The sequence below is a fragment of the Streptomyces sp. NPDC056835 genome (genome assembly GCF_042789485.1).
Lineage (GTDB): Bacteria > Actinomycetota > Actinomycetes > Streptomycetales > Streptomycetaceae > Streptomyces.
The window spans coordinates 1-15436 of the sequence record NZ_JBHUBB010000066.1 but is presented as its reverse complement, the minus strand read 5'-3'; the positions used below and the strand labels follow the sequence as shown (position 1 = coordinate 15436).

General features: G+C 68.2%; 13 protein-coding genes. 3 read left to right on the top strand and 10 right to left on the bottom strand.

The annotated features are described in order from the left end of the window. Positions 1–230: 230 nt before the first annotated feature. The 5 genes from trpD to ACFRMN_RS38170 all read right to left on the bottom strand — a co-directional run bounded on the left by trpD (position 231) and on the right by ACFRMN_RS38170 (position 5667). The gene (gene trpD / locus ACFRMN_RS38190) at positions 231–1295 is read right to left on the bottom strand and encodes an anthranilate phosphoribosyltransferase (RefSeq protein ID WP_383029043.1); all 1065 of its coding nucleotides are present in this window, start codon (positions 1293–1295) and stop codon (positions 231–233) included. A gap of 197 nt (positions 1296–1492) precedes the next feature. Next, complete coding sequence (locus tag ACFRMN_RS38185) at positions 1493–3118, bottom strand: cytochrome bc complex cytochrome b subunit (RefSeq protein WP_383029041.1); 1626 nt, start codon at positions 3116–3118, stop codon at positions 1493–1495. Next, a complete protein-coding gene (locus ACFRMN_RS38180) occupies positions 3115–4170 on the bottom strand; it encodes a Rieske 2Fe-2S domain-containing protein (RefSeq protein ID WP_383029039.1) in 1056 nt (351 codons plus the stop codon). The genes ACFRMN_RS38185 and ACFRMN_RS38180 overlap by 4 nt, the downstream gene beginning before the upstream one ends. Next, the gene (locus ACFRMN_RS38175) at positions 4167–4976 is read right to left on the bottom strand and encodes a c-type cytochrome (protein ID WP_383029037.1); all 810 of its coding nucleotides are present in this window, start codon (positions 4974–4976) and stop codon (positions 4167–4169) included. Before ACFRMN_RS38175 ends, ACFRMN_RS38180 begins: the two co-directional genes overlap by 4 nt. Before the next feature lie 70 nt (positions 4977–5046). Continuing rightward, on the bottom strand, positions 5047–5667 hold the full coding sequence (locus tag ACFRMN_RS38170) for a heme-copper oxidase subunit III (protein ID WP_383029035.1): 621 nt from the start codon (positions 5665–5667) through the stop codon (positions 5047–5049). Between the two features lie 197 nt (positions 5668–5864). On the opposite strand from ACFRMN_RS38170, the gene ACFRMN_RS38165 reads away from it, so the two are divergent. Further along, positions 5865–6266: a hypothetical protein gene (locus ACFRMN_RS38165; RefSeq protein ID WP_383029033.1), complete on the top strand. Its 402-nt coding sequence runs from the start codon at positions 5865–5867 to the stop codon at positions 6264–6266. Positions 6267–6357: 91 nt separating this feature from the next. Here the strand turns inward: ACFRMN_RS38165 and ACFRMN_RS38160 are convergent, their stop codons facing one another. The 4 genes from ACFRMN_RS38160 to coxB form a co-directional block, all read right to left on the bottom strand. Continuing rightward, a complete protein-coding gene (locus ACFRMN_RS38160) occupies positions 6358–7608 on the bottom strand; it encodes an Ig-like domain-containing protein (protein WP_383029030.1) in 1251 nt (416 codons plus the stop codon). Positions 7609–7714: 106 nt separating this feature from the next. Further along, positions 7715–8113, bottom strand: a complete 399-nt coding sequence (locus ACFRMN_RS38155; protein WP_249950853.1) for a cytochrome c oxidase subunit 4 — start codon at positions 8111–8113, stop codon at positions 7715–7717. Further along, complete coding sequence (gene ctaD, locus ACFRMN_RS38150) at positions 8110–9849, bottom strand: cytochrome c oxidase subunit I (RefSeq protein ID WP_383029027.1); 1740 nt, start codon at positions 9847–9849, stop codon at positions 8110–8112. The genes ACFRMN_RS38155 and ctaD overlap by 4 nt, the downstream gene beginning before the upstream one ends. After that, positions 9846–10808: a cytochrome c oxidase subunit II gene (gene coxB, locus ACFRMN_RS38145; RefSeq protein ID WP_383029024.1), complete on the bottom strand. Its 963-nt coding sequence runs from the start codon at positions 10806–10808 to the stop codon at positions 9846–9848. The genes ctaD and coxB overlap by 4 nt, the downstream gene beginning before the upstream one ends. A 290-nt stretch (positions 10809–11098) precedes the next feature. Between coxB and ACFRMN_RS38140 the strand changes: the two genes are divergently transcribed. Further along, positions 11099–12484 carry a cysteine desulfurase/sulfurtransferase TusA family protein gene (locus tag ACFRMN_RS38140; protein WP_383029021.1) on the top strand — a complete coding sequence of 462 codons (1386 nt, stop codon included), beginning with the start codon at positions 11099–11101 and terminating at the stop codon, positions 12482–12484. Positions 12485–12499: 15 nt separating this feature from the next. Here the strand turns inward: ACFRMN_RS38140 and ACFRMN_RS38135 are convergent, their stop codons facing one another. Next, entirely contained in the window at positions 12500–13474 is a 975-nt protein-coding gene (locus ACFRMN_RS38135) for a carbohydrate kinase family protein (RefSeq protein WP_383029019.1), read from the bottom strand. 252 nt (positions 13475–13726) lie between these two features. Here ACFRMN_RS38135 and ACFRMN_RS38130 point away from each other — a divergent pair, with 252 nt between their 5' ends. Further along, positions 13727–15301 carry a hypothetical protein gene (locus tag ACFRMN_RS38130; RefSeq protein WP_383029016.1) on the top strand — a complete coding sequence of 525 codons (1575 nt, stop codon included), beginning with the start codon at positions 13727–13729 and terminating at the stop codon, positions 15299–15301. Positions 15302–15436 lie beyond the last annotated feature (135 nt).

Below are 15436 nucleotides of genomic sequence, written 5' to 3'. Positions count from 1 at the left end.
TGTCCGGACGTAAAGCGTCGCAGCACGCGCGAAGCGCGGTGACCACGCGACGGAGTCGCAAATCGATCGCAGCGCAGTCCGGACACGCACCTCCGGAGGCCCCGGCCCCCGGCACCCACATGGACCCGCACCCGAAAACCGGCCCCGGCCCCGGCCCCGGCCACAGAAAACCGGACCCGCACCCGGAAACCGGCTCCAGCCGAAGCGACCCCGGGCCAGGAGGCCAGACGCTACGACTGCGAGGACGCGATCCAGCGGGCGAGAGCCCGCCCCGCCTCGCCCGAGTCGATCGACTCCGCCGCCCTCGCCATCCCCGCCGACAGCTGCGCCTCCAGCGACTCCCCCGTCGGATCCAGCGCCACCAGCGCCGCCGCCGAGTTCAGCAGCACCGCGTCCCGCACCGGCCCCGTCTCCCCCGCCAGCAGCCGCCGCGCGACATCCGCGTTGTACGAGGCGTCCGCGCCCCGCAGCGCCTCCACGGGCACCAGCTCCAGACCCACGTCCCGCGGGTCGAACGCCTCCTCCGTCACCTTGCCGTCCCGTACGACCCACACCCGCGACGTCGCGGTGGTGGTCAGCTCGTCGAGGCCGTCGTCGCCGCGGAAGACCAGCGCGGAGGAGCCGCGCTCGGCCAGCACGCCGGCCACGATCGGCGCCATGCGGGCGTCCGCGACGCCTGTCGCCTGTGCGCGGACCTTCGCGGGGTTGGTGAGGGGACCCAGGAAGTTGAAGGTGGTGCGGATGCCCAACTCGCCTCGTGCGGCGGCCACATGACGCAGGGCGGGGTGGAACTTCACCGCGAAGCAGAAGGTGATGCCGGCTTCCTCGGCGACCTCGGCGACCCGCTGGGGGGTCAGTTCCAGGTTGACGCCGAGCTTCTCCAGTACGTCGGAGGCTCCGCTCGCCGAGGACGCGGCGCGGTTGCCGTGCTTGACGACCTTCGCGCCGGTGCCGGCGACCACGATCGACGACATGGTCGAGATGTTGACGGTCTTGGCGCCGTCGCCGCCGGTGCCGACGATGTCGACGGTGCGGCCGGGCACCTCGATCAGGTTGGCGTGCGCGTACATCGCGCGTACGAGGCCGCTGATCTCCGCGACCGTCTCGCCCTTGGCCCGCAGCGCGACGGCGAAACCGGCGATCTGGGCGTTGGTGGCCTCGCCGCTCATGATCCGGTCCATCGCCCAGGCGGTGGCGTCCGAGCTCTGGTCCGCGCCGCTCAGCAGCGCGTTCAGTACGACCGGCCAGGTGCGGGCCGCCGCGGTGTCGCCTCCGACGGGGGTCACAGCGCTCATGCTCGCTCCTGGGTGTCCGGGTTCCAACGCGTGGGCCTTGTGTGCGGCCTGTGGCCAGCCTATCGGCGCGTACAGGTGCCGCAGGGCGGATGCCCGTACTCCGGGACAGGACCTACGCCGAGGGCCCCGGCCGGTTCCCCTCGCGGGAGACCGGGCCGGGGCCCTCGGTGGTGGCGACCTGGTGAGGCCGCGCGGGATCAGTGGTGGCCGTGGCCGCTGGTGATCTCCTTGTACTCCTCGGCGGTGGGCTTGGGAATCTGGTTGCCCTCGCCGTAGTAGCCCTGGCTCAGCTTCGAGCGAAGCTTCTCGCCGGGGCTGACCTTGCGCTCCACGCCGTTCTCGTCGACCGTGGGGCCGATCTCGGCCGGCTCGTACTGCTCGTGCGCGGTGAGCGTGTGCAGGTCTCCCTGCTCCAGCGGGGTGTGGACCTCGACGAACTCACCGTGCGGCAGCCGCTTGATGAGACCGGACTCGCGTCCGTGCAGCACCTTCTCGGCGTCGCGCCGCTGGAGACCCAGGCAGATCCGCTTGGTGACGATGAAGGCGACGACCGGTCCGGCGAAGAAGGCGATCCGGACGAACCAGGTGATCGCGTTGATCGACAGATGGAAGTGCGTCGCCCACAGGTCGTTACCGCCGCCGACCAGCAGTACGAAGTACCAGGTCAGCCAGGCCACACCGAAGGCGGTACGGGTCGGTGCGTTGCGCGGGCGGTCCAGGATGTGGTGCTCGCGCTTGTCGCCGGTGACCCAGGACTCGATGAACGGGTAGACCGCGATCGCGACCAGCACCAACGGGAAGACGACCAGCGGGATGAAGACACCCAGGACCAGGGTGTGGCCGGCGAAGTTGATCTCCCAGCCGGGCATCACACGGATAAGTCCCTCGGAGAAGCCCATGTACCAGTCGGGCTGGGCGCCGGTGGACACCTGGTCGGGACGGTACGGGCCGAGGGCCCAGATCGGGTTGATCGTGGCGATCGCGGAGACGATCGCGATCACACCGAAGACCAGGAAGAAGAAGCCTCCGGCCTTCGCCATGTAGACCGGCAGCAGCGGCATGCCCACGACGTTCCTGTTCGTACGGCCGGGGCCCGCGAACTGCGTGTGCTTGTGGTAGAAGACCAGGATCAGGTGGGCCACCACCAGGCCGAGCATGATGCCGGGCAGCAACAGGATGTGGACCGAGTAGAACCGGGCCACGAAGTCGCCGCCGGGGAACTCCCCGCCGAACAGGAACATCGACAGATACGTTCCGACGACCGGCACGGACAGGACCGCGCCCTGCATGAACCGGACACCGGTGCCGGACAGCAGGTCGTCCGGGAGCGAGTAACCGGTGAACCCGGTGAACATGCCCAGGACGAACAGCAGGAAGCCGAACAGCCAGTTGACCTCGCGCGGCTTGCGGAACGCGCCCGTGAAGAAGACGCGCATCATGTGGACCAGCATGGCCGCGAGGAAGATCAGCGCGGCCCAGTGGTGGATCTGCCGGATCAGCAGACCGCCGCGGACGTCGAAGCTGATGTCCATCGTGGAGGCGAACGCCTCCGACATCATCACGCCCTGGAGCGGGACGTAGGTGCCGTGGTACTCCACCTCGTTCATCGACGGGTGGAAGAACAGCGTCAGATACACACCCGTGAGGATGATGATGATGAAGCTGTAGAGGCAGATCTCACCGAGCATGAAGGACCAGTGGTCCGGGAAGATCTTCCGCATGTTGGCCTTGGCCAGGCCGTAGATGCCCAGCCTGCCGTCCGCCCAGTCGGCGACGCGCTCACCGGCGGGCGCCTTGCGGTTCTTGTCGTCAGCGGTACTCATCCGCGCTCCCAGAAGGCAGGGCCGACGGGCTCGTCGAAGTCGCCGAGCGCTTCGAGGTTGCCCTCAGCGTTCACACCGATACGCAGCTGCGGAAGGGCGTGACCGGCCGGGCCGAAGATGACGCGGGCGCCGTCGGAGAGGTCGAAGGTGGACTGGTGGCACGGGCAGAGCACGTGGTGCGTCTGCTGCTCGTACAGGCTGATCGGGCAGCCGACATGGGTACAGATCTTCGAGTACGCCACGATCCCCTGGTGGGACCATTCGAGCTCGCGCTTGTCCTTGATCTCGTCCGGCTGGATCCGGACGATCATCAGAGCCGCCTTGGCGATCTGCTTCTGGAAGTCCTCGCTGTGCGTGTCGAGACCCTCGGGCATGGCGAAGGTCAGCGAACCCATCACGATGTCCTCGGGACGCAGCGGCTCATTGGTGTTCATGTTGATGAGCTCTTTGCCCTTGCGCCACAGCGTGGAGCGGAGCTTCTTCTCGGGCAGCGGGCCCAGGTCGCGCAGGAGCACCACGCCGGAGAGCGGCACCAGCGCCAGTGCGCCGAACATGGTGTTGCGGATCAGCTTGCGCCGGCCGAAGCCGGACTCCGCCGCGCCCACCGCGAAGTCCTCCAGGACCTTCGCCTTCACCTCGGGCGTCGCCTCGATCGGATGGCGCTCGTCGGCCATCTCCACGTCCGACATCAGCGTGCGGGCCCAGTGGACCGCGCCGGCGCCGATACAGAAGAGCGCGATGCCCAGGGTCAGGCCCAGCGAGAAGTTCAGGATGCTGATGTGGCCGAACGGGAAGATATAGACGATCTTGCCGACCGGGAACGCCACGTACGAGGCGATGAACGCCACCGTCGCGATCATCGACAGCAGGAACAGGAAGGCGATCGAGCGCTCGGACCGCTTGGCCGCCCGCTCGTCGATGTCCTGCACACGCGGCCGGTGGGCCGGCAGTCCCGGGTCGGCGAACGGGTCGTCCGTACGCTCCACCGCGGCGCCCGCGGCCCCCTGCTCGCTCGGCAGGTTCTTCTCTGGAATCTCTTCTTGGCTACTCATGACTTCTTGGCCTTAGCGGTGTGGGCCGCGACCCAGACGGCAACTGCGATCAAAGCACCCAGACCGAAGATCCAGGCGAAAAGCCCTTCGCTGACGGGGCCGAGGCCGCCCAGATTGAGACCGCCGGGGCTCGCGGACTCCTCGCCGTTCACCGCCTTGACGTAGGCGATGATGTCCCTCTTCTGCTGCTCCGGCATCGTGGAGTCGGGGAAGGACGGCATGTTTGCCGGGCCGGTCTGCATGGCCTCGTAGATGTGCTTCGGGTCCACGCCCTCAAGCGACGGCGCGGTCTTGCCGTGTGTCAGCGCCCCACCCTCACCGGTGAAGTTGTGGCACTGGGTGCAGTTGGTACGGAACAGCTCGCCACCGTTGGCGATGTCCGCATCGGCGGGGCTGTACTGCTTCGCGGTCGGCGTGATCGGACCGGCGCCGAGGGACGCGACATACGCGGCGAGCTGGTCGATCTCCTTCTGCGAGTAGATGACCTTCTTCTTCGGCACCTGGGCGCCGGGCGCCATGGCCGGCATGCGGCCGGTGCCGACCTGGAAGTCCACGGCGGCGGAGCCGACGCCGACCAGGCTCGGGCCGTCAGAGGTTCCCTGACCGCCGGTTCCGTGGCAGCTCGCGCAGCCGACGGAGTAGAGCTTCTTGCCCTCCTCGATGGCGAGGGACTGGGCGGTTTCGTCAGCCTGCGCCTTGCCCGCGGGGGCGAACGCGGTGTACAGCCCCCCGGTGGCCGCCAGCGCGAGGAGTAGGACGACGACCGCCGCCAGCGGATGGCGTCGTCGTGCGGAGAGCTTTTTCACGGATTACCCCGGTGTCAGGATCTTCTGCGTCGGTGCTTCTGGACTGTGTGCGCTCGGGCGCGGTGCCCGGCTACTTGATCAAGTAGATCGTGGCGAAAAGGCCGATCCAGACGACATCGACGAAGTGCCAGTAGTAGGACACGACGATGGCGGCGGTCGCCTGCTCGTGAGTGAATCTCTTGGCCGCGTACGTCCTGCCCAGGACGAACAGGAACGCGATCAGACCCCCCGTCACGTGCAGACCGTGGAAGCCGGTGGTCAGATAGAACACCGAGCCGTACGGGTCGGAGGAGAGCGAGATGCCGTCCTTCTTGACCAGCTCGGTGTACTCGAAGACCTGGCCTCCGATGAAGATCGCACCCATCACGAACGTGACCACGAACCAGGCGCGGAGCTTCTTCACGTCACCGCGCTCAGCGGCGAAGACGCCGAGCTGGCAGGTGAGGGAGGAGAGCACCAGGATCGTGGTGTTCGTAGCCGAGAACGGGACGTTCAGGGCATGAGCCATTTCCTTCCAGTAGTCGGCTCCCATCACCGATCGCAGGGTGAAGTACATCGCGAAGAGGGCCGCGAAGAACATCAGCTCGGAACTCAGCCAAATGATCGTTCCGACGCTGGTGAGGTTCGGCCGATTGACCGACGGGTGCGCGTGCCCGGTTTCTACTGTCGTTGCTGTCGCCACGACCGACATTATGTCGGTCGCTTATCCCGCGCTGACCCCGGGGGGTGCCGTTCGGTGTGTCCATGGGATGTGCCCAGCTCGAACGGCCCGGCGAAGGGGCGTCATTAACCGTGCTGACATGCTGTCCGACGGAGTAGCATCCGCGGCATCGGTTCATGGCAACGACGCCCTGAAGCCCTCGCAGACACTGATGTCACGGAGGAACAATGCAGCCGACCGCCACGGTGCTGGTCTACAGCGACGACGCGAACACCCGCGAGCAGGTCCGGCTGGCAGCGGGACGCCGGCCGGCCGCCGACGTGCCGCCGGTCGAGTTCCTGGAGTGCGCCACCCTGCCCGCGGTGCTCAAGCAGCTGGACAAGGGCGGCATCGACGTCTGTGTGCTGGACGGCGAGACGGTCCCCGCGGGCGGCATGGGCGTCTGCCGGCAGATCAAGGACGAGATCTTCGACTGCCCGCCCGTGCTGCTGCTGATCGGCCGCCCGCAGGACGCCTGGCTGGCCACCTGGAGCCGCGCGGACACCGCGGTGACCCTTCCGGTCGAGCCGGTGGGCTTCGCGGAGGCACTGGCCTCTCTGCTGCGCACCAGGCTCTCCGTGGACGCCTGAGGGCCACGAAAGCCTGAGGGGCCGCGGACGCCGGTGAAGACGTCCACGGCCCCTTCTCGGCCCGTGCGGTCCGGATCCCCCGGACCAATCCCTAGACGACGGGGCGGAGCCTCGCCTTGTCGGCGGGGCTGCTGCCCTCTCTCGTCCCGGCCTGGAGGACGCTGCCGTCGCGCCAGTCCTTCCAGTCCACGTTCCAGTCGCCGTAGCCGTTGCCGAAGTCCTCCATGTAGTCCCCGGCGCTGTTGATGACCTGGACGATGTCGCCCTCCTGGACGGTCTCGAAGAACCAGGCGGCGTTGCCGGTGGACATGCCCACGCAGCCATGGCTGACGTTCGCGGACCCCTGGGAGCCCACGGACCACGGCGCGGCGTGTACGTACTCACCGCTCCAGGTGACGCGGGTGGCCCAGTAGACGGGCAGGTCGTAGCCCTCGCCGCCGCCGATGCCGACGCTGGTGCCGCGCATCCGTACGAAGTACTCCTGGCCCAGTACGACCTTGATGCCGTTACGCGTGGAGAAGCCCGGCTTGCCGGTGGTCACCGGAATGCTGTTGATCTCTTCCCCGTTGACATAGACCGTCATGTAGTGCGCGCTGGCGTCGACGATGGCCTCGACCCGGTCGCCGGTCTTCATCTTGATCGGCTTGACCACGCCGCCGTACAGCTTGTCGCTGATCTTCACGCCTTCGAGGGTGCTCGACGCGGTGACGGTCCCGTTGGCGGGCCAGTAGTCCTTGGGGCGGTAGTGGAGTTCGGTTTCGTCCACCCAGTGCCAGGCGCCGCCGTCCGCGGCGGGCTGGGAGCGGACCTTCAGGGACCGCTCGACCACGTCCCTGGCCTTCTTGGAGGTGACCGGCTCGCTGAGCGTGGCGGTGATGGGCTGGCCGACCCCGTACTCGCCGGAATCCGGGCCGAATTCGACGGTGAGCTTCTTCTTGGCGGGGCGGGTGTCGAAGGTGAGCGTCCGGAGGCCGGGGGCGCCCTTCTTGTTCTCCGTGGAGACCTTGACGGTGTAGCGGCTGCCGGCGGCCAGGGGCGCCGTGGAGTGCCAGCGTGTGCCGTCGGCGGTGAGTTCGCCGGCCAGGTAGTGGCCCGTCTTGTCGACGGCGGTGACGTCGGTGATCTTGCCGTCGGTCCCCGTGGAGGTGACTTCGAGGGGCTTGTCCGGGTCGGCCTTGGTCTTGCCCGCGGACATGCTGAAGGAGATCTTGCCGGTGGCGTCGGACGGCTTCGCGGAGAGCGGGTGCTTCTCGTTGCCGCTGCACGCGGTCGCGCTCGCCCAGAGGGACACGACCAGCAGGGTGCAGCTCAGGACGGTGCGCAAGCGTGGCGTGTTTTTCATGAGCACAAGATAAGAACGTCCACCGCTTTTGCGCGCGGTGAGAGAAGCAAACGGGGGACCCGAGCACTCCGCTTGGAATGCTCGGGCCCCGGGTTCACTCAGCGTGCTACTGGTTCTGGTTCTCGCCCCGGTAGAACTCGAAGACCCAGCCCCAGAGGCCGATCAGAATCAGTGGTGCCGAGAAGTAAAGCAGCCACCAGCCGATAGCGATACCCAGGAAGGCGAGCGCGCCACCGACCGCGAGCGAGAACGGCTGCCAGCTGTGCGGGGCGAAGAACCCCACCTCACCGGCCTCGTCCGCGACATCGGCCTCCTTGTTGTCCTGAGCCAGCGCGTCCATCCGGCGAGCCGTGAAGGCCAGATAGAAGCCGATCATGATGCTCAGGCCGAAGGCCAGGAACAGCGCCGTCGTACCGACCGGCTCCTTCGACCAGACGCCGTAGACAACGGCGGTGGCCAGGATGAAGACGCTCAGCCAGATGAACAGCCTGCCTTGGATCTTCACTTGCCGACCTCCTTGCCACCCGCGAGGGCGGTGTCCTTCTGGCCGTCGAGCTCAAGGTGTTCCAGCGCGGCGATCTCGGGGTGGTGCAGATCGAACGCCGGCGATTCGGAACGGATACGCGGCAGCGTGATGAAGTTATGCCGCGGCGGCGGGCAGGAAGTCGCCCATTCGAGTGAACGGCCGTAGCCCCACGGGTCGTCGACCTCGACCTTCTTGCCGTACTTGGCCGTCTTCCAGACGTTGTAGAAGAACGGCAGTACGGAGGCACCGAGGACGAACGAGCTGATCGTGGAGATGGTGTTCAGCGCGGTGAAACCGTCGGCGTAGAGATAGTCCGCGTAACGGCGCGGCATACCCTCGGCGCCCAGCCAGTGCTGGACGAGGAAGGTGCCGTGGAAGCCGGTGAACAGCGTCCAGAACGTGATCTTCCCGAGCCGCTCGTCCAGCATCTTGCCGGTGAACTTCGGCCACCAGAAGTGGAATCCGGCGAACATCGCGAACACCACCGTGCCGAACACCACGTAGTGGAAGTGCGCCACCACGAAGTAGGAGTCGGACACGTGGAAGTCCATCGGCGGCGACGCCAGGATCACACCGGTCAGACCACCGAACACGAAGGTGATCAGGAATCCGATCGTCCACAGCATCGGTGTCTCGAAGGACAGTGAGCCCTTCCACATCGTGCCGATCCAGTTGAAGAACTTCACGCCGGTGGGCACCGCGATCAGGAAGGTCATGAACGAGAAGAACGGCAACAACACACCGCCGGTCACGTACATATGGTGCGCCCACACCGTCACCGACAGGCCCGCGATCGCGATCGTCGCCGCCACCAGACCGATGTAACCGAACATCGGCTTGCGCGAGAAGACCGGAATCACTTCGGAGACGATGCCGAAGAACGGCAAGGCGATGATGTACACCTCTGGATGCCCGAAGAACCAGAACAGGTGCTGCCACAACAACGCCCCGCCATTCGCGGAGTTGAAGATCTGCGCACCGAACTTGCGGTCCGCCTCCAGCGCGAAGAGCGCGGCGGCCAGCACCGGGAAGGCCAGCAGGACCAGCACACCGGTCAGCAGCACGTTCCAGGTGAAGATCGGCATCCGGAACATCGTCATGCCGGGCGCGCGCATGCAGATGATCGTGGTGATGAAGTTGACCGAGCCGAGGATCGTGCCGAAGCCCGAGAAGGCCAGACCCATGATCCACAGATCCGCGCCGATACCCGGCGAACGCACCGCGTCCGACAGCGGCGAGTACGCGAACCAGCCGAAGTCCGCCGCACCCTGGGGGGTGATGAAACCGCTCACGGCGATGATCGAGCCGAAGAGGTAGAGCCAGTAGGCGAACATGTTCAGCCGCGGGAACGCCACATCGGGCGCACCGATCTGCAGCGGCATGATCCAGTTCGCGAATCCGGCGAAGAGCGGCGTCGCGAACATCAGCAGCATGATCGTGCCGTGCATCGTGAACGCCTGGTTGAACTGCTCGTTCGACATGATCTGCGTACCGGGACGGGCCAGTTCGGCGCGCATGAAGAGCGCCATCAGACCACCGATGCAGAAGAACGCGAACGACGTGACCAGGTACATCGTGCCGATCGTCTTGTGATCTGTGGTGGTCAGCCACTTCACGACGACATTGCCCGGCTGCTTGCGCCGTACCGGCAGCTCACTCTCGTAGGAGTCGTCAGCTGCTGCGGCGGCACCCTGGGGTTCGTTGAGGATGCTCACAGTTTGTTCGTCTCCGCGTTCTTGGCCGGATCCGTCTGCGCGATGCCCGACGGGATGTAGCCGCTCTGGCCCTTCTTGGCCAGATCCTCCAAGTGCTTCTGGTAGCGCTCGGGAGAGACCACCTTGACGTTGAAGAGCATCCGCGAGTGGTCGACGCCGCAGAGCTCGGCGCACTTACCCATGAAGGTGCCCTCCCGGTTCGGAGTCACCTCGAAGGAGTTGGTGTGCCCCGGGATGACGTCCTGCTTCATCAGGAACGGCACCACCCAGAAGGAGTGGATGACATCACGCGACGTCAGGATGAACCGGACCTTCTCGCCCTTGGGGAGCCACAGCGTCGGACCCGGGTTCCCGGTCTGCGGGTTCCGCTGGCCCGGCACACCGGCGTCGTAAACGCCCTCGGCACCCTTGGGGAACTGGTCGGTGAACCGCTTCGGGATGGCGTCGAGCTCCGGGGGGATCTCGTTGCCCGTGGCGGTGTCGCCGTCCACGTTCTCGATGTAGTTGAAGCCCCAGCTCCACGTGTAGCCGACCACGTTCACGGTGTGGGCCGGCTTCTCGGAGAGCGAGAGGAGCTTCGACTCGTCCCGGGCGGTGAAGTAGAACAGCACCGAGACGATGATGAGCGGGACCACGGTGTACAGCGCCTCGATGGGCATGTTGTACCGGGTCTGCGGAGGTACCTCCACCTTGGTGCGGCTGCGCCGGTGGAAGATGATGCTCCACAGGATCAGACCCCATACCAGGATGCCCGTGATGAGCGCTGCCGCCCACGAGCCCTGCCAGAGGGAGAGGATCCGGGGAGCCTCCTCCGTCACTGGGGTGGGCATTCCAAGGCGGGGGAAGTCCTTGTATGTGCAACCGGTGGCGGTCGCGAGGATCAGGCCCGCAGTCAGCACCTGCGGCAGCTTCCGCCGCATCGGGCGCCGCGACGAGCGGTCGGAGCCGTTGGGACTCACGTAGCGCCTTCCCGAGAGTCTCGCCCGCGCGGCCGGCTGCGGCCGTCTCCTGGTCGGTCGCCGGCCCACGCAGGCAGGGGTTTGGATGTTTATGCGGACCAAACCCTACTGGACGCGATTTGGGGCCGTGCGGGGAGGGTGCCCAACGCGCCGCCCGACTCCACGAAGGGATGGACTTACCGTACCCAGGGCTCCCCCGGGGCCTGGGAAGGGCCACTTCAGGGGCACTTCTGACGCCCCCTCCGGATACCTGGAACCAGCAGCTCCGGGTACGCGCGTTAGCGTGGGGCGTGGCCTACTTCGACGTCGCTTCCTCCGCCCCGCTGCACCCTGTCGCCCGTCAGGCTCTCCAGGCTTCCCTGGACGAGGGCTGGGCCGACCCCGCCCGGCTCTACCGCGAGGGCCGGCGGGCCGTACTGCTGCTGGACGCGGCGCGCGAGGCCGCCGCGGAGGCCGTCGGCTGCCGCCCCGACGAACTGGTTTTCACTCCTTCGGGGACGTATGCGGTGCATTCCGGAATGTCGGGCGCACTGTCGGGGCGCCGGCGGATCGGGCGGCACGCGGTGGTGTCCGCGGTGGAGCACTCCTCGGTGCTGCACGCGGCGGCGGCCCATGAGGCGGCGACCGGCGGCGCGGTGACCGAGGTGCCGGTGGACCGGCTCGGCGCGGTGTCGCCGGACGTATACGCCGGGGCGCTGCGCGAGGACACGGCGCTGGCCTGTCTCCAGTCGGCCAACCACGAGGTGGGTACGGAGCAGCCGGTGGCGGCCGTCGCCGAGGCGTGCCGCAGCCGGGGCGTGCCGCTGCTGGTGGACGCGGCGCAGTCGCTGGGCTGGGGTCCGGTGGAGGGCGCGTGGTCACTGCTGACGGGGAGCGCGCACAAGTGGGGCGGCCCGGCGGGCGTCGGGCTGCTCGCCGTACGCAAGGGTGTCCGGTTCGCCCCGCGAGGTCCGGCCGACGAGCGGGAGTCGGGGCGCGCTCCCGGGTTTCAGAACATTCCGGCGATCGTGGCCGCGGTGGCCTCGCTGCGGGCGGTACGCGCGGAGGCGGCGGACGAGGCGGTGCGGCTGCGGGCGCTGGTGGACCGGATCAGGGCGCGGGTGCCCGAGCTGGTGCCCGATGTGGAGGTGGTGGGCGATCCGGACCGCCGGCTCCCCCATCTCGTCACCTTCTCCTGTCTCTATGTCGATGGAGAGGCGCTGCTGCACGAGCTGGACCGGGCGGGGTTCTCCGTCTCCTCGGGCTCGTCCTGTACGAGCAGCACGCTGACCCCGAGCCATGTGCTGCGGGCGATGGGCGTGCTGTCGGAGGGGAATGTCCGGATCTCACTGCCCCTCGGCACTCCGGAGGCGGATGTGGACGGGTTCCTGGAGGTGCTGCCCTCGGTGGTGTCCGGCGTACGCGAGCGGCTTGGGGCGCCGGTCTGCGCCGCCGGGTCCGCGGGCACGGAGCCGTCGCTCGTGGTGGACGCGCTCGGCAAGCGGTGTCCGATCCCGGTGATCGAGCTGGCGAAGGTGTTCGGCGACGTACCGGTGGGCGGGACGGTGACGGTGCTCTCGGACGACGAGGCGGCGCGGCTGGACATTCCGGCGTGGTGCGAGATGCGCGGCCAGGAGTACGTGGGCGAGCGGCCGGCGGACCACGGTGTCGCGTATGTGGTCCGCCGGTTGTCGTAGCCCGCGGGCCGTACGTCAGGCCAGGTGGGTCTGGACCTCGGCGGCGGCGTCATGGCCGTACGCCTTGGTGAAGCGCTCCATGAAGTGGGTCCGGCGCAGGGTGTACTCCTGGGTGCCGACGGTCTCGATGACGAGGGTCGCGAGCATGCAGCCGATCTGGGCCGCGCGCTCCAGGCCGACGCCCCAGGAGAGGCCCGAGAGGAAGCCGGCGCGGAAGGCGTCGCCGACGCCCGTCGGGTCGGCCTTGGTCTCCTCCTCGGGACAGCCGACGACGATCGGCTCCTCGCCCACGCGGTCGATACGGACGCCGTTCTTGCCCAGCGTCGTGACGCGGTGGCCGACCCGGGACAGGATCTCGGCGTCGGACCAGCCGGTCTTGGACTCGATGAGCCCCTTCTCGTACTCGTTCGAGAAGAGATAGGTGGCGCCGTCGAGCAGGGTGCGGATCTCGTCCGAGCCCATGCGCGCGATCTGCTGCGAGAAGTCCGCGGCGAACGGGATCCCTCGGGTACGGCACTCCTCGGTGTGGCGGAGCATGCCCTCGGGGTCGTCCGCGCCGATCAGCACCAGGTCCAGGCCGCCGACGCGGTCGGCGACCTTCTTCAGCTCGATCAGCCGGGCCTCGCTCATCGCGCCCGTGTAGAAGGAGCCGATCTGGTTGTGGTCGGCGTCCGTCGTGCAGACGAAACGGGCCGTGTGCAGGACCTCGGAGATACGGACCGACGCGGTGTCGACCCCGTGGCGGTCCAGCCAGGCGCGGTACTCGTCGAAGTCCGCACCGGCCGCGCCGACCAGGATGGGAGCGGTGCCCAGCTGGCCCATGCCGAAGCAGATGTTCGCTCCGACACCGCCCCTGCGCACTTCGAGGTTGTCGACCAGGAAGGAAAGAGAGACCGTGTGGAGCTGCTCGGCGACCAGCTGGTCGGCGAAGCGGCCGGGGAAGGTCATCAGATGGTCGGTGGCGATGGAGCCGGTGACTGCGATTCGCACGGCGTGAACGCTCCTGATGAGGAGAACGGTTGACAGTTCACGCTATCGGGTCGGCGGCGACCTTCCTAAGCTCATGAATTACCTGATAGTGGTGCTTTCTTGGCGAAACGGGCGGTCATACGGTACGGATACGGGACAGCGACCGGCCCGGGACACCCGCTCGGCGTACTCCGGGGAACCGGGCGCCTCCCCGTTCCGTCCCACCGGCGTCAGGGGACGACCCGGGACGATCCACAGCCGAAGGAGCGCAGGGTGACCAGCACGGAGCGGCCTCAGGAGAGCACAGCAGGCGCCGACGCCGCCGAACGCCCGCGCCGGCGGCGTTCCCCACTCGCCGTCGCCACGGTGGCGGCGGCGGTACTGATCGCCGGGAGCGGTGGCGCGTACTTCGCCACAAGCGCCTTCGGTGACGGTACGGACGGCGGGAGCGGCGGGAGCGGTGCGGCGGAGAACGGCGGGCCGCCGCTGCTCACCCTCGACGGTACGGCGAGCGGAACCGGGTCCGGAGCCGGAGCCGGGTCCGGAACCGGGTCCGGAGCCGGCCCCTCCGAGCCGCCCGGCATCGCGCCCGGCGAGCCGGATCCGAGCGGGGTCACCTACCGCGCCAAGGGCTCACTGCCCGACGGCCCCGCGACGGCCCGTGTCTACCGTACGAACGGGGAGGTCGCGTCCGCCGACGTGGCCCGGCTGGCGGAGGCGCTGGGCGTCCCGGGCACTCCGCGATCGGACGGAACGGTCTGGAAGGTCGGTACGGAGAAGGACGGTTCCGGCCCGCTGCTCCGTGTCGCCAAGCAGGCGCCGGGCACCTGGACCTTCGACCGGTACCGCCCTTCGGGCAGTGACAACTGCCTCAAGGGGAAGAGCTGTCCGAGCACGGGCGGCGGCCCCGTAGGCGGAGTCGGAGCCGGGGGTGAGGCCGTGAGCGAGGCGGCGGCGAAGCGGGCGGCCGCTCCGGTGCTGAAGGCGCTGGGCCAGGACAAGGCCGCGCTGGACGCCCGCCAGTTGCTGGGCGCGATCCGGGTCGTGAACGCGGACCCGGTGGTCGGCGGGCTGCCCACCTATGGCTGGTCCACCGGGATCCAGGTGGGCGCCGACGGGCAAGTGACGGGCGGCACCGGCCAGTTGACGGCGCCCGAGCAGAGCGATTCGTATCCGGTGATCGGCGCGGACGAGGCGCTGAAGGAGCTGAACGCGTCGGGCGACATCACCGGCCGCGGCCGGATCGGCGGCTGCGCGACCCCGGCGCCGCTGGACGGGCCGCCGGCGGAGGGGACCTCACCGGAGGGCGGGAAGCCCTCGGCTCCGTGCCTGCCGAAGAGCGCACCCGAACCGGAGCCGATGGTGGTCGAGAAGGCGGTCTTCGGGCTGGCGATGCTGTCCGTGGACGGGCGCGGGGCTCTCGTACCGTCCTGGCTGTTCGAGGTGGTGCCGGGCGGGGACGCCATGCCGTACACGGTCACCCAGCCCGCGGTCGCTCCGGAGTTCCTGGCGAAGCCGAAGCCGGCTCAGTCGCAGCCGCCTCGGTCACGGCCGAGCGAGGAGGTACCGGGCGGCCGGGACGAGCGGGGCAAGCGGGTCACCTCGTACAGCACCAAGGGGCGGACCCTGACGCTGCACTTCACGGGCGGCGTGTGCAGTGAATACACGGCGTCGGCGGACGAGAGCGGTACGGCCGTGAAGGTGAGGCTGACCGAGCTCACGGAGCCGGGGACGGTCTGTGTGGCGATGGCCAAGTTCATGACGGCGAAGGTGACACTGGACAAACCGCTGGGCGACCGGAACGTGATCGAGGCGACGACGGGCGATGCACTGCCGCTGAAGTCCTGACCGGGACGGGACACGACTGAAAGGCGGCGGCCCCGGGGTTCCGGGGCCGCCGCCATTAAGTGGGACACGGACAATCAGTAGGAGTACCCGCAGGCGCAGGTTCCCCTCGCGTTGGGGTTTTCGATAGTTTATCCC